This is a genomic window from Mucilaginibacter sp. BGA-UO-ETr-C110, from assembly GCF_059567985.1.
In genome coordinates this window covers 108,281-122,955 of record NZ_JCAQPB010000001.1, presented here as the reverse complement: position 1 = coordinate 122,955, position 14,675 = coordinate 108,281, and the positions used below count along the sequence as shown (strand labels likewise).

The window sequence follows — 14,675 nt, the reverse complement described above, 5'->3', positions numbered from 1 at the left end:
TATATTTAGAAAATTTTTGATTATGACCACGAATCCAGTAAAAATAAACCGGAACATCATATTGATCACGGTAATCGCTTTGCTCATTTTTACTGGTGGGTTGTGTATTCTTCATACTGTACCGGCAACCATTAAAGATAAAGTGGCCAATGGTTTACTGGCCGATTTTATCATTACTTTCCCGGTATTCTATTATTTTATCGTTATCAGACCCTTTAAAAAATCGGCAAAAAACCTGCTTATTGTGATAAGCCTGTGTTCGGTTATAGCTTATCTGGTGCTGCCTGCACATCAACAACAATATATTTTGCAGATGCGAAAACTGACAGCACTGGCTGAATTGCTTTTTCTCGTTTATGCTGTTACCAAAATAAAAGGGCTAATAACTTTTTACAAGATTCATCAGGCTGTCATGGCCGATCCTATTTATAATTTACGGTCGGCTATGGCCGATGCGTTGGGCGACTCTTTAGGGGTAAAGATCATAGCATCTGAATTAGCTATTTTAAGATACGGTTTATTATGCTGGCGCAAAGAAAGATCGGGCCTGCAGGAGAGCGTTTCTTTTAGTACACATAAAGAGGTTGGTTACATTGCTATCTGGTGTATATTGGTTGTTGCCATAATGGTTGAGGTAACAGCCATTCATTTACTGCTACTCAAATGGAGCCATATTGCAGCTACAGTTGTTACTATGCTTTCATTATATGGCGTTGTTTTCATTGTTGCCGATCTATCGGCCATTCTAAAACGAAAAGTACAGATAAGTGATGAGCATTTACTTTTACAAACAGGATTACGCTGGCGGGCCAAAACCCAATTAAGCAATATCAACTCCATCAAAAAAATCACCAACGATTATCAGTCAGAAAGCCTTTATTTTAAAGGAGGCATAATTAAAACAAGCGGTAACCTGCTTATTAGCTTTAAAACACCCGTGCAAATTGACAAACTTTATGGTTCAGGTAAACAATTTGATACCATATTAATGAATATTGATGATTATGATGCTTTTGCCAATATGCTTCGTGACAAGCAGATAATTTTGAATGATGGAATAAACTAAGCATGATGGGCAGGCCTCTGCGCTCTACCCTTCGACGGAGCTCAGGGTGACAGGCCTGTCTTTAAAAGGTTTTCGCTAATTATACACAGGGCCCTGCTTTCTTCCGGACACATAACCGCCTGAAATACAATTTCAAACGTTTGTGTTGTGGTTTATGACTGTAAGTGCTGTTTCATAAAACATGATCGATAAAATCATTTAGAAAGATACCTCCTAAGTATTTGAGAACTATTAAATTACACACTTCCATTCCACCCGATATCCCCACAGCTTACTAAAAACACGTTTTAGCAAGGCATTGGTCAGCATTGCTATTTTCAAAAGATGATTTTGCTAATATCTCGCGAAAGCACATAAAATTATCCTTAGGTTAAATTTTTAGCAAACGTTTGCGTAGCCTTTAACTACCTGATTAAATACCCATTTCATAATTTAAGTTAAAATTAACCGACAAAATTTTAACAAACCTTTACATTATGAAAAAGAACCAATTACACTACCTGGTGTGCCTGATGATGCTTGCATTATTTTCTTGTAAAAAGGATGCGCAAAAGAATTTAGCCACTAACGGTGCTCCCGATGCCAAAACACAATCGCTCGGCGGCTCATCGCTCCGGGTTTCAATGGGTGGCAATGCATTTGTAACCACCCTGGCTTCGGGCGGTGTGGAAACCGTAACATCAACCACACTGGCCAACTGGACCAACCCCAACAGTATTTTCTCGGCCTACTTCCGCTTAGGTAATACCGGTTCCTTAACCTTACAAGTAAAAGCCAAAGTTGCATCCGGCAGCAGCGTCATTAAGCTTACCGTTAACGGAGTCCCGTTCAACGTATCCATGACGGGCTCCGCTTTCACCACCTATAATGTAGGTACGGTGAATGTTACCAGTCCGGGATATGTGCGGGTAGATTTTAAAGGAGTAAGCAAAACCGGCGGATATTATGCCGATGTATCTGACCTGATCATCAGTGGTCCGGTGGTGGCATCCAATGTGCAGTATGCTAATGACTCCACCAATTTTTACTGGTCGCGCCGGGGGCCATCGGTTCACTTAGGTTATACCGCGCCGGCCAACTCGCAATGGTTTTATAATGAGGTTACCGTACCAGTTGGCCAGGATCCGGTTGGCTCCTATTTTATGGCCAATGGTTTTAGTCAGGGATATTTTGGGATGCAGGTAAATTCCTCAAGCGAACGCCGCATCCTGTTTTCAGTATGGAACCCAACCGGCGGTACCACAACCAGCACACGGGCAGGTGCCGGTGTTGTAGTACAAACCTTTAGCGGTGAAGGCGAAGGCGGCCAGGCTTACCTGGATTATAACTGGGTAGCCGGTACTACCTATAAATTTTTGACCGAGGCCGTGCCCGATGCTTCTGGCAATACTACCTTTTCATCATGGTTTTATGCTCCCGAAGTTGGTTCCTGGAAATTTATCACCTCCTGGTTAAGACCATCTACCAATACCTATTTAACAGGACTGTATTCATTTGTAGAGAATTTTACGGACACCAACGGCTACCTGGGCCGTAAAGGAAATTTTGGTAATCAATGGGTAAAGAGCTCAACCGGCATCTGGACCGAACTAACCAGCGCCTATTTTGACGGCGACGCTACGGCCAACAATGAGCAAAGGATGGATTATGGAGGGGGTATTTCAGGCAGCAACTTCTATTTACAAAACGGAGGCTTCTTTGCCAATTATGTAAGCCTTAACCAAACATTTACACGTACGGCAACCGGTACACCGCCAAGCATCAATTTCACTACGCTGCCATAGTTCTTAATAAAACTTTGGATATAACAAAAAGGCCACGCTGCTTTTGCAGCGTGGCCTTTTTGTGCCCTGAGGGCCGCCCAATCCAAACCTCAGTGTCCTCAATCGAAAATAGTTTTGTATGTTAACTACTTCAGAAGCACCTTTTGTCCCCTTTGGATTCCTTTCAGAAAACCCTAAAGGGACGGGTGTCATGGTGAGCCCGTCGAACCATGGTGGGCAGGCCTCAGCGCTCGATCCTTCGACGGAGCTCAGGATGACAGCCCCTTCTTTTTGGTATATTATTGATCTTCCTTAAAAATACCTTCTGTCGAGCTTGGTTATAGCTATTTCAGATGTATTTTGGTAGGAGTCCCCTACAGGCGCCGGTCTTTGTTGCGCTATTCGTCTTTTTGATGTAGAATAGGTAAGATAAACCTCTCCATTGTTTTTCAGTACCGAAGAAAAGGTATGGATACCATTAAAATCCAGGGCCGTAAACAAGCGGGTATACGTAGTATAACCGGCGTTGATCAACACAAAATCTACCCCAGTCCGGAATGATGTTACCGGCAGCACAGCTTTATCCGATTGTGTGATCAGGATGGGGCCAATACCCGGGTAGTCGATCAATGTTGGTTTTTGGCCGCTATTGGGGTATACATTTACTAACGAGTTTGTTGTGGTATACAAATCCGCCTTCGCAATCTTTTGCAGCCATACCCCTTTGGCCGGGCCAAATGATGCCCCTCTTGCATGAATATAAATATAAGTGGCATCTTCACTTACCGCAGCTTCCCAAAAGTATTTATAATCCGTTTCGGTTGTACCGGGCATCGTTCTTGGATCAGGGCCGTAATATAAGGTCCATGTAGCTCCGTTATCATCAGACGATATTAACACGCACGTTGTGGTTTTATTTAATCCGCTACCTAAACTTACACAGGAATATAATTTGCCATCGGTAAACCTCCTCATTTCGCTCGAAATAAAAACCTCCTTGTACGTACCAGGCAAGGCCTGATCTGGGGCGTCGGTATCTTTTCTTAACCAGTCATAATGAGCGTAAGCATTTGTTTGGTTAAAAGGCCCTGTATGAATGGTATCTCCATCAGCCCTGGTCTTATACTTGCACTGTACCTGGAACGCATCCCCAAAGGTATCGGTTGATATGGTATAATCCCGGTAATAAATAGCCTGAACACCACCTGCCGTACCTCTGAAAAATACCCGGAGCACATCCTGATTGTTTCCGCTACCAATAGTTATCAGGTTAGGCACCTGCAAACCTATATTATCTAAAGTAACAGCGCCATAGATACCACCAGGTACAGCCACAGTTTTAATAGTTTTTTGTTCGGGCGTTAGTATATGAAACTTCGCCAGGCGGATAAACTGCCCGGGGTCGCCCTCGGCGGTACCCGTTTCATTACACATGTATACCACAAATCCGTAATCGCCCGAAAGTTGGATGTATGATGCATGCGCGTATCGCTCGGTATCAAACTTCGAAACAATTTTTGCGTTATCGACAAGGGAATTAGCCGCTACCTGGTTTTTGATACCTGCCGACACAGCATCAGCTGCATCGGTATTGATCCTGACCCATTTGGCGGTTGGCGATACGGTGGAGCGGGCTATATAATAAACTTCGTTTGTGCCATCGATGGTTACACCGAGCTGACCTTTATATAAAGGCTGATTCCCGGCATTACCATCATTAGGATTGGCGGTGGCCAGCACTTTGAGCATATTGGCAGTTGTAGCATAGGCCGCCAGCGAACTGTTTAAGGCATACGCCGATAACGCGGTTGTTAAGGCATAGTTGCTCAGTACCGCGTTAAGCGAAAAGGAGGTATACAGCTTTTCCCATTTGGTGGTTGGCGAAGTTACCGACCGGGCAAGGTAAAAAACCTCGTTACCGCCTGTACCATCCACCCCAATCTGTCCTTTAAAATCTGGTGTCCAGTCCTGTACCGTAGCATGTGTACCATCAGGAGTAATGATTTTAAACATCTGCGTAAGCGTAATTGGTGCCAGGGAATAAATGGCACCTGTTCGGGATATGATGCCAATAGTATTTACCGGCACCACTATCCCACCGTAATTGGTGTAAACGCCGGGCGTGGTAGCCAGCCAGTATATCGGTGCATCGCCCGCAGGTGGGGCAGCGTCTGTGGGAGTGGCTATTCCTTGATAATCGCCGGTAGCATTTTCTAAATCTTCGTTCATTGTGTGATAATGTGATTAAGTAAAAAAATAGGTTAACAATGATCTTGTCTTGGCCAGGCAGGTTAATGCAATTTATAACGTAAGTATTTGAAACTTAGCGTAGCCGGTTTACCAAGAGTTGTGGAAACCCGCGCCATTAACCGGATCATTACAAAGGTACGGCATATAAACCCTCAGCATGGTGACACCAGTTTGTCAGCACCGAGCTACAGGGATACGCTACGAGAGGCCCGAGGCGACTGCAAAGATTGAGGGGCTAAAAAGCTTTACGTCTTCCGCTTTAGGCTTTCAGCTAAACTTCCTCATCACTGGTATTCCAGGCTGTTAAATCACTTACCGGTTGGGGCAAGCGGCCAAAAAGCCAATCTTTCATATCGTCGGGCGTAAAATCGGCATCTTCGGTTTCAATTATCCATGAAAGGAAATCACCAGGTCCACCGTTCATGTACGGAGGTGGCGAAACCGGGTAAAACACAGTTGGCAGCCGCTCATCAAGTGATACATAGTTAACCACATGGCCAATTTCCTGCACCACCTGCCAGGCATACTGGTGCTTGATATCGATACTAAACTTAACCCACCACAGGCCATTTTCAAATATCCCGCTGCCAAAAACATCAACAGCAGGAACTTCTTGCAGATAATTCACCAAACCCGAAAATTTTTCGCCATTCATACGCTTTACTTTTTAATAACGATGACGTTACTGTATGAATAAGCAATAGGCGCGTTCTTGTTTACCTGTACCTTATTTAAAGAATACGAGGTACTGCATTCCGTTTTAGTTACTGCAATGGTGCTAATTACGGTATCAACTTTCAGGCTTTTAATTTTAATATAACAGGTATCCAGGATCCTGGTATAAGGAATTGGATATACAAAATGCGAGCCGGCGGGCAGTTCTTCTTTCAGCGGCGGAGAAACAGAATCTAATTTATTGGAGCTGTTCCGGAATACAATTTTAATATCAGTTAAGGCATAAGGGGCGTTTGCCGAAAAGAAGAGATCTTGTCCGCTGGTTTTATCAACCACCTGAAATTTAATAGCCTGTAATATTAATGCAAGCGGTACAGGAGGGCAAACCTTGGTTTTATCCTTATTCTTTGAACAGGATACAGCGGTTAATAAAAGAAACAGGCAAGCAATGTATCGGCTTAAGTTTTTCATGAGCAAATTGGCTATAACTAGGGCATCGGGTATTACGATTATATACATTACGTGCCCAACCTGACCATATGCTACAGGGCTAATCTATTTTATGATATTAATTAGCGAACTGTCTGATGTACGGGCAATATTGTAAGCGCAGCATCACCACTTTTTGCTGCAACCGGTACGAATATCCGATGTGGCCTTTAGATTAAACCCGCACAAAAGAATTTTATATCTTGGAAGCCAATAATAAAGAGAATAAATACCCGTCATTAAGGTGTGACTCAAAAGCACTAAACCTGTTACATTCAAACCCGGGCAATGTTAAAATCATCAAAACGCTTGCGCCTGCCGCTATAAGATCCTGTCAGAATGATAGATAGAAAATTAAAGATAAATATTGTGCTGCCTTTTTTATCCAATGGGCCTGGCGGAGGGCTTAAAGTAATGTACCAATACGCCAACCAACTTGCCAAAAAAGGTCATGATGTGGTTATATATCACGCTATACATACCTCTTGGACTACAGAAATCGATCTCAAAAAAAGCAATTTTTTCTTCCAGAAACACATTCCGGAAGAAAAGAGACCTGTTTGGTATGATTTGGCCTCCTCCGTTAAAAGCTTTGAAATTTTAAAAGTTGATAATGTACTGATACGCAATGCCGATATCATCCTTTGTACATGGTGGGCAACAGCCACAGAGATCAGTTTCTTAAATAAAAGAAAAGGTCAGAAATTTAATCTGATACAGGATTACGAGGCGGTAATGACCATTTATCCCGAACTGGTGGATAAATCGTTCCATTTAAACCTGCATCATATTGTTATAGCCAATTACCTGGCAAACCTGCTCGAATCCAAAACAAATAAAAGACCTCCGGTAATCCCTAATGCCATTGATCCCCGGCAATTTTTTATTGAAACCCCCATTGAACAAAAAAACAGGTTTAACATTTGCATGCTATACTCTGACGATAAAAGAAAGGGGACAACATATGGATTGGAGGCTTTAAAAACTGTTGCCCAGAAATATCCGGAAATTAAAGTGCATTTGTTTGGTGTTTATGAAAAGCCGATGATACCTTTTCCTGATACATTTGAATATCATTACCAGCCCAATAATTTAAGGGAGATTTATAATAAGTCGGCAATCTTCATATCGCCTAGCATTCATGAAGGATGGGGCTTGCCTCCCATGGAAGCAATGGCCTGTGGTTGTGCTTGTGTTTGTACAAAAGTAGGTGGTCATGTAGATTTTATGATCGATGAACAAACTGTATTTTTTGTTGATGTGGGCCAGTTTGAACAAATGGCAGAAAAGATAATCACCTTAATTGAGTATGATAATTTAAGGATGCAGATAGCCAAACAAGCAAATAATTATATAAAGCAATTTAGCTGGGAACAATCATGCAATAAACTGGAACAACTTTTTTATAATAGTCTCCATAAATAATTATTTTGCTTCTTACCTTATTCAAGCCTGCCGCATTTGCCTCAAAACCAGGGCTTATTCCATCATCAATCTTCTGATGAGTTCGGCGCTTTGTTTTTTGCCTTCTTCCAACCGACCAACAAAAAAGGATTGTACCTCATTAAAATGTTTTTTATAGCCTTCCATATCGCCATAACCAATGATAGACGACCACTCCCTTACCGCCGAGTGAAATTCCAGATCGTCGCCCCGGATAGTTTTATCATACAAAGCCGTCTCGATGGATTCTTCCAGTAATTCCTCATTTTTGAACAGATATTCGGCAATACCCAAACGCAGGCGAAATGGAGGGGTTTGGCAAATGAGGTTATCATAAGGATTCACGCCCAGGTGGTACCAGGCATCAACCATACTCAGTATGCTTAAATGTGAATTTGGCTTTTGCTGCTCCGGCTTTTGCGACAGGGAAAACTCTTTCATCACCGTATCATTCAGCATGATAGGTTTACGGCTTTCGTGGAAAACAAAGTCGCGGGCACGATACAACCGTTCTCTGAAAGCCTGGGCCTCCTCTTTGATCATCAGCTTAAACAATTCAGATTCAGACTCGGCATAGCGTTTAACCTGCTGCTTAGCGTATGGGTTTAATATGGCCAGCCCGGCGTATACGTGGGCCTTATAACTAAATATGCGCAGGGTAGTGAGTATTTTCACATTGTCGATACCACCTATATACGAGGCATTTTCCCATGGGAAAAACCCGGCCGACTTCCATGCGGTACCCATACTTTCAAAGCCTACGTGGGTTACGGCCTGGGTATCGGCTACAATTTTATCATGCTCGTGGTAATCAGCAATTTCTACAATCTGACTGCCTATGGCGTTAAACAGATCGTACATACGCTGGTAGGCATCTGGGGTGGTGCGATGGGGTATCAGTATCAACGTTTGCCCTTCGGGTTCAAATCCGGGGCCATGCATGCCGTGAAAGGTAACTATTTGCACATCGGCAGGCAGGTATTTTTCAAAAAGGGCTATTTCGGGATGTTTTACAGAGGTTTGGCCGGCCACAATTGCGCCATACTTGGTCAGGGGACCGCATTCAGCCACAACCTGTTCCATTTTATCAGCCTCTACCGAGTAGATGATCAGGTCATTGGTGCGGGCAACATCTTTACCGCTATCCATTATGTTTATTTTGTATGGCGCCAGTTCTGCCTCAAGCCGGTCCCGGTTTTCGGGTAAATCGCATCCACAAACTGTATAACCTGCTTTTGCAAAAGCTTTGGCGTACAAGCGTCCCATGTCGCCTAAACCAATAATACCTATATTCATGCCGCTAATATAACCATGAGTAGCAAAATTACGTATGAAACCTTACATTAGCCCCTACAAACCCTCAGGATATTACAATAAAAGCAATAAATATCCTGTTTTGTAATATAGGATACCTAATTTTACATCTAATGAACAAGCATTTTTTATTCAGTATCTGTGTTTTAATTATCGTTTTTTTAGGCAGTATTAACCCGGCACTTGCCCAGGACACTGTTAAAAAAACTGGCGTGGTAAAGCCCCCTGTCCAGAAACCAGCTACTGTAAAACCTGCTGCTGTAAAACCAGCCGTAGCCGTAAATCCTTCGGCCTACAGATATACGCAGCCAAAAGCAACATCTGCCGATTCGGCATTAAAAAACGACAAATCGCTTAATGGTCAGTATAAATACCTGGTCAGTAAGCTATATCATTACCAGGAGCCCCTGGCCTCAGCGCTTTGGAAAAACATGCGCGATACCCTGAACATAGAAAGACGTAAACTGGCCGAAGCGCAATCAAAGCTTACTGCACAAACTAAAGATATCAACAGCCTTAAAACTGATGTAACTACCAAGGACCAGACACTTTCTGAATCGAACGCTAAACGCGATGAAATAAACCTCTTGGGTATCTCGCTCACTAAATCCTCCTACAATTTATTGATGTGGGGATTGGTTATTGCTTTTGGCGCTATCGCGGCTATTGTTATCGCGCGTTCTGGTGCACACACCCGTGAGGCCAAATACCGCACAAAGCTATATGAAGAGCTTGACGAAGAATACAAAACCTACAAATCAAAAGCCAACGAAAAAGAAAAGAAACTGGCCCGCGAACTGCAAACAGAGCGTAATAAGCTCGATGAGCTATTAGGCCGGGGATAGGTTTACAAGCTCTGTCATGCTGAACTTGTTTCAGCATCTCACAGGCAGGGCTATACTTTGCATATTATCTACCTGACATATGGGATCCCGAAATAAATTCGGGATGACAATTCATTTTTTTTGCATTCTTTGCTTATTATGAATAACAGCTCTCTTTTAACCCTCATTACCCAATTAAGATCCGTTGCTGATATAGGCTTACTTTACGCTAAAAATGAATATGATGTAGAGCGTTACACCGAACTGCGGCACATTAGCACACAAATGCTGGATGAGGTTTCCGGCTATGGGGAAGAAACCATCAACATACTTTTTCCGCAGGCTGCGGATTATCCTACAGCAAAAGTCGATGTGAGAGGCATCCTGCTATCTCCTGATAACAAAATACTGCTGGCCCGCGAAAGCACCGACGGCAAATGGTCGTTACCCGGTGGTTGGGGCGACATTGGATATAGCCCCAAAGAAGTGATCATTAAAGAATTTCAGGAAGAAACCGGACTGGATATTATACCCGAAAGGTTGTTGGCCGTATTTGATAAAAAAATGCACCCGCATCCACCTCAGCCATTCTATGTATATAAAATGGTTTTCTATTGCAAGGCCTTGTCCTTTAACCTTAATAAGGGATTTGATGTGCTTGATGTGCAATATTTTGATATTGACCAGCTACCCGAGCTATCGGAAGACCGTATACTCAAAAGCCAGATCGAACTGTTATATCAAAATATCATATCTGGCAACATGGCCGTTTACGTAGATTGATATTACTATGCTCTGTTGCTAAGCAAACCGGCAACTGCCTACTGCAAAGTTTTACCGGTATTGGGTAAACTTGGTAATGTACGTTTATCAGCAGGTAAGGCCATAAATTTCTTATAGGAGTCGTTTATATATACTGTGAGTGACTCGCCATTATTGTTTTTCAGAAACGCGTAAGTCGGGCGGTAAAGGGTCATAAAATTTTCAAGATCCTGACCGCGTAATGGCACCAGGCTTTCTACATAGGTAACATTAAATACCTCGTCCACATGCCTTTCCTCCTCTTCATGTTTAAAGTATTTTTTCAGACGGCGGGCATCGCGGGCATCCTTACTGAACCATGATGATGGCGACAGCGGATAAACCTTGCTCCGGGTATAAACCTCCGGATACTCTTTATGCGCATCAAACGATTGCCTGGTTGAGGTGATATTAACCTGGCGCAGAGCGATGGTTTTAGTTACCATCTCTATTCTTTTGGGGGTATGATTGGTTACATACAGCGTATCAGATATATAACCAGGTGAATCAAATATCAGGGTATGACCGGTTTCGGTACTTATTTCAAAATTACCTTTATCGTCGGTAATGGTTATTTGTCTTTTATTATTATCGTCCCTTATAAAAACGTTAGGCATACGGTTGTTTTTACCGGCTTCATAAACGGTGCCCTTCAACACGCTTTGAGCGTTCGCGGTACCTGCTATAAAAAGCGCGGAAAATATTATAAAGTATTTAGGTTTCATATATAGATCAATTAAGCTGTAAATTAAACCTATTTTTTGCAATAATGGTTTTGAATTTAACACTTTTAGGCATGTTTTAACAATTAATGACAAAAGAGTGAAGTCATGTTCATCAAAACAGGTGTCCCATCATCATTTCCTAATAAGTTCCTCAAAACATCGCTGTGGTAATAGACTCACCCGGTCGTTGCTTCGCTCGACCACCCTCTCTACCGCAAGCGGTAAAGCGGGTCTGGAAAAGTTTTTTTTACCCTCTTTGCGGCGTAGACGCAGAGAGGGTCGCCCAGCGAAGCGCAGGTGGGCTGAGTCGGTCGCCGCTAAACAGGCTTTTGCCGAAATATTTTGAAAACCTTACTAAGAAAAATCATATCGAATAATAAATTTTGAATTTCCAGCATCAAAATCATTACTCAACATGAGGTGTCCCGATATTGATTACTTCATAACCTCTTAGTTAATGACACCCTAAATGGGTTTACAGTGTAAACCCACTTTTCGATGAAAAACAAACATAACATTTTGAATATCAATTATATATAAAAACACAAAGCATAAAATATGTAAACCATGTAAACCCATTTTTTGGATCGTAAAAAAGCCGCCTCATGATGCTCATGAAGCGGCTTGTAAAATTATTATAGATATACGTCCCGGTATCGGTTGGGGTAAATTAATACCTGTTTACTTTAAAGTCAGATACACCACCTGTCATGTGAATGTATATTTTGTTTTTAGCGGCATCAAAACCGGCAGTTTCATAGCGGTTATCATCCTTTTTGTCAAACCCGTCAAAATTATTTGACGACAGGCCCGAGTTGGTACGGATGCTGCAGGCAGCGCCTTTCGGCACGCTGATACTTACTTCAGACACTCCTGTTGATACCTCAACATTAGTGGTTGCCAAAGGGTTGCCCAGCTTTACATCAAACGATGCGGCACCTCCCTTTAAAGTTAAGTTTTTTATTTTGAATTTACTCAGATCAAAATTAAGTTTTGTGGCGCCGGTTTCTACATTAATTTCCCACACCGGGTTTGGGTTTAATTTGATGTCGGCCCTGTTGGCTTTGTCCTTATCCTCGTCGCTATCAATATGCCAGCCCTTATCATTTCGCAGATGCAGGTTAACCACGTACATCGAATCGTCTTTGCTCGAGGTAAACTCATACTTGCTGCCATAAAATTCTTTGGTCTCGGCTTTGAAAAGCTGATTGGTGGTATCGTTTAATGTATAAGTAGTACCGCCCCCGCTGATATTGAGGCGTGCAAGTTTGGCATCGGCGGTATAGTCTTTATTAAATACACTGCTCCCCTGTACTTTAACTACACCATGACCTACGCCGGTACTGTCGCTGTCATCATCGTCATCGTCATTATTACTGCTGTCGTTATTACTATCATCGTTATAATGAAAATTATAACGTCCGGGCCAAAAGCTGTAACGCTCAAAATGGCCGAATATTAATAGCCCAAAACCCAGTATAACCACGCCTAATTTTAAAATGGTAGCCCAGGCTGTGCGGTTACCTGCAAAAACCAGGTTAACACCGCCCATGATTAAAAAGATGGGCCAAAGGTGGAGGATATTCATCCAATGGAAATCTATATACCCAAAGTTGTTGAGCAGGAATATGGCTCCTATGCAAACCAGGATAGCACCCGGAACTAATCTATCGTTTCTCATTTCAGTATTCTTTTATATTTATGAAGCTGCTATAACCTACATTGACTTTGCCGATCATAGCAGTTTAATAACATCAGATGTTATACAGTTGGTGGATTATCTTTTAAATTATCATTTTCGGGATTAGGATGATCTTCTTTATTCAAAGTATCATCTTTTACCTCTTCTTTAGCATCAGAGGCATCGGTATTGCCTGGGTTATAATCTTCCCAGGGTTTCTTTTTGTTGCCCGTTGCCATTAATGCAAGACCTGCACCTACTAAAACCACCGGCCACAATTTACCAAAATGCCAGAATCTGAACAGATGTAATTCATGCAGCAGAAATGATGCACCTATAAATATCAATATCACACCAATAATAAGTCCTGGTGTTGATGATCCGGATTTTTTTGGAGGTACACCAAACGGTACATCCTGTTGCGGAGGTACTCCGGCGGCAAAAGGATTATAAGGCTCCTGTGGCGGTACGCGGTAATCAACCCCAGGGTTAAAGTATTGCTGATATTTTTTAGGTAGCACTATCCATAAAACTATGTAAACCATTAAACCGGTGCCCATGAATATAAAGGTGAGCAAGAACAAAGCTCGTACTATAGCTATATCGATATCAAAATATTCTGCCAAACCCGCGCAAACACCCCCTATGGTTTTTCGGCGTTCATCGCGATAAAGTTTCTTTTCCATAATTTATTAATAATAGTGATTTTATAATTCAAATGTGCTAACAACAAATGTTTTACAGTAATACTATTAGGTGAAAGTGACCAAACTCTCGGTAAAGCACCTGAAAATACCGATGAAATTCATTGATCATAGTTGATGGTCCATAGATCATAGTTCATGATTTTTGTTTGCATGTAGATAAACATAGGCTGTTTTTCCACAACCTCTTATCCATGATCTATGAACCATGAACTAACTAAAAGCCTATAACTGGCCGGGTGCAGGTTTAATGATCATTTCGTCAACATTAGCGCCTGGGCTCATCCTGTATATATTGATGATAGCTGATGCTATATCTTCGGGTAATACCATAGTATCTTTATCAACCACCGCATCTTTCCATGAATCCGTTAATGTCGATCCGGGAATTATGGCGGTTACTTTTACACCATGCTCCTGCATTTCAAGTCGCATTACTTTTGTTAAGCCTAACAAAGCATACTTTGTTAAACTATAGGTACCTGCCTGCGGGAAAGGGTTTAAAGACGCTACCGAACAAATATTAAAGAAATGCCCTTTGCGTGCGGCAATCATGGTTTTACCGAAGTAACGGTACAGCTCATAAGTGGGCATCAGGTTGGTATGCAGTTGTTTTTCAAAGTCGCCTTCGCTTTCGTCAAGTATACTACCAGGCGCAAACATGCCCAGGCTGTTTACCACCACATCAATAAACCCTAATTCCTGTTGTGCACCAGCAACAAATTGGAGCAATTGGGCTTTGTTACTGCCATCGGCAACCTGTGCAAAAACTTTGATTGATGGGTTAATGGATTGCAGTTCATCCTTAAATTTTAATAATTCTTGCTCATTGCGCGAACAAATTGCCACGTTCAATCCTTCCTTAGCAAGTGAAATAGAAATAGCGCGGCCCATGCCTTTTGTTGAACCGGTGATAAGAGCGTTCTTCATGCTGATAATA

Annotated in this window: 13 protein-coding genes; 5 read left to right on the top strand and 8 right to left on the bottom strand. The window is 42.2% G+C overall.

The features are described 5' to 3' along the window. Positions 1-22 precede the first annotated feature (22 nt). Both AC57BQ_RS00520 and AC57BQ_RS00515 read left to right on the top strand, forming a co-directional pair. Positions 23-1,066 (top strand): hypothetical protein, encoded by a 1,044-nt coding sequence (locus tag AC57BQ_RS00520; RefSeq protein WP_496404441.1) that lies wholly within the window; start codon positions 23-25, stop codon positions 1,064-1,066. A 476-nt stretch (positions 1,067-1,542) separates the two neighbouring features. Beyond that, a complete protein-coding gene (locus AC57BQ_RS00515) occupies positions 1,543-2,850 on the top strand; it encodes a DUF3472 domain-containing protein (RefSeq protein ID WP_496404440.1) in 1,308 nt (435 codons plus the stop codon). Positions 2,851-3,141: 291 nt separating this feature from the next. Here the strand turns inward: AC57BQ_RS00515 and AC57BQ_RS00510 are convergent, their stop codons facing one another. From AC57BQ_RS00510 to AC57BQ_RS00500, 3 genes are all read right to left on the bottom strand, one after another. Further along, entirely contained in the window at positions 3,142-5,058 is a 1,917-nt protein-coding gene (locus tag AC57BQ_RS00510; protein ID WP_496404439.1) for a hypothetical protein, read from the bottom strand. 292 nt (positions 5,059-5,350) lie between these two features. After that, the gene (locus AC57BQ_RS00505; RefSeq protein ID WP_496404438.1) at positions 5,351-5,734 is read right to left on the bottom strand and encodes a hypothetical protein; all 384 of its coding nucleotides are present in this window, start codon (positions 5,732-5,734) and stop codon (positions 5,351-5,353) included. 5 nt (positions 5,735-5,739) lie between these two features. Next, complete coding sequence (locus tag AC57BQ_RS00500; RefSeq protein ID WP_496404437.1) at positions 5,740-6,225, bottom strand: hypothetical protein; 486 nt, start codon at positions 6,223-6,225, stop codon at positions 5,740-5,742. Between the two features lie 357 nt (positions 6,226-6,582). On the opposite strand from AC57BQ_RS00500, the gene AC57BQ_RS00495 reads away from it, so the two are divergent. Further along, positions 6,583-7,668 carry a glycosyltransferase family 4 protein gene (locus AC57BQ_RS00495; RefSeq protein ID WP_496404436.1) on the top strand — a complete coding sequence of 362 codons (1,086 nt, stop codon included), beginning with the start codon at positions 6,583-6,585 and terminating at the stop codon, positions 7,666-7,668. Between the two features lie 54 nt (positions 7,669-7,722). Here the strand turns inward: AC57BQ_RS00495 and AC57BQ_RS00490 are convergent, their stop codons facing one another. Then, positions 7,723-8,982: a prephenate dehydrogenase/arogenate dehydrogenase family protein gene (locus AC57BQ_RS00490; protein WP_496404435.1), complete on the bottom strand. Its 1,260-nt coding sequence runs from the start codon at positions 8,980-8,982 to the stop codon at positions 7,723-7,725. Between the two features lie 131 nt (positions 8,983-9,113). Here AC57BQ_RS00490 and AC57BQ_RS00485 point away from each other — a divergent pair, with 131 nt between their 5' ends. After that, positions 9,114-9,845 (top strand): hypothetical protein, encoded by a 732-nt coding sequence (locus AC57BQ_RS00485; RefSeq protein ID WP_496404434.1) that lies wholly within the window; start codon positions 9,114-9,116, stop codon positions 9,843-9,845. 138 nt (positions 9,846-9,983) lie between these two features. Next, positions 9,984-10,607 (top strand): NUDIX hydrolase, encoded by a 624-nt coding sequence (locus AC57BQ_RS00480; protein WP_496404433.1) that lies wholly within the window; start codon positions 9,984-9,986, stop codon positions 10,605-10,607. A gap of 38 nt (positions 10,608-10,645) precedes the next feature. On the opposite strand, the gene AC57BQ_RS00475 is transcribed toward AC57BQ_RS00480, so the two are convergent. From AC57BQ_RS00475 to AC57BQ_RS00460, 4 genes are all read right to left on the bottom strand, one after another. Continuing rightward, on the bottom strand, positions 10,646-11,350 hold the full coding sequence (locus AC57BQ_RS00475) for a carboxypeptidase-like regulatory domain-containing protein (protein WP_496404432.1): 705 nt from the start codon (positions 11,348-11,350) through the stop codon (positions 10,646-10,648). Positions 11,351-12,020: 670 nt separating this feature from the next. Next, positions 12,021-13,031 carry a toast rack family protein gene (locus tag AC57BQ_RS00470; protein WP_496404431.1) on the bottom strand — a complete coding sequence of 337 codons (1,011 nt, stop codon included), beginning with the start codon at positions 13,029-13,031 and terminating at the stop codon, positions 12,021-12,023. 80 nt (positions 13,032-13,111) lie between these two features. Further along, positions 13,112-13,717, bottom strand: a complete 606-nt coding sequence (locus AC57BQ_RS00465) for a PspC domain-containing protein (RefSeq protein WP_496404430.1) — start codon at positions 13,715-13,717, stop codon at positions 13,112-13,114. A gap of 243 nt (positions 13,718-13,960) precedes the next feature. Further along, positions 13,961-14,665: an SDR family oxidoreductase gene (locus tag AC57BQ_RS00460; protein ID WP_496404429.1), complete on the bottom strand. Its 705-nt coding sequence runs from the start codon at positions 14,663-14,665 to the stop codon at positions 13,961-13,963. Positions 14,666-14,675: the final 10 nt, after the last annotated feature.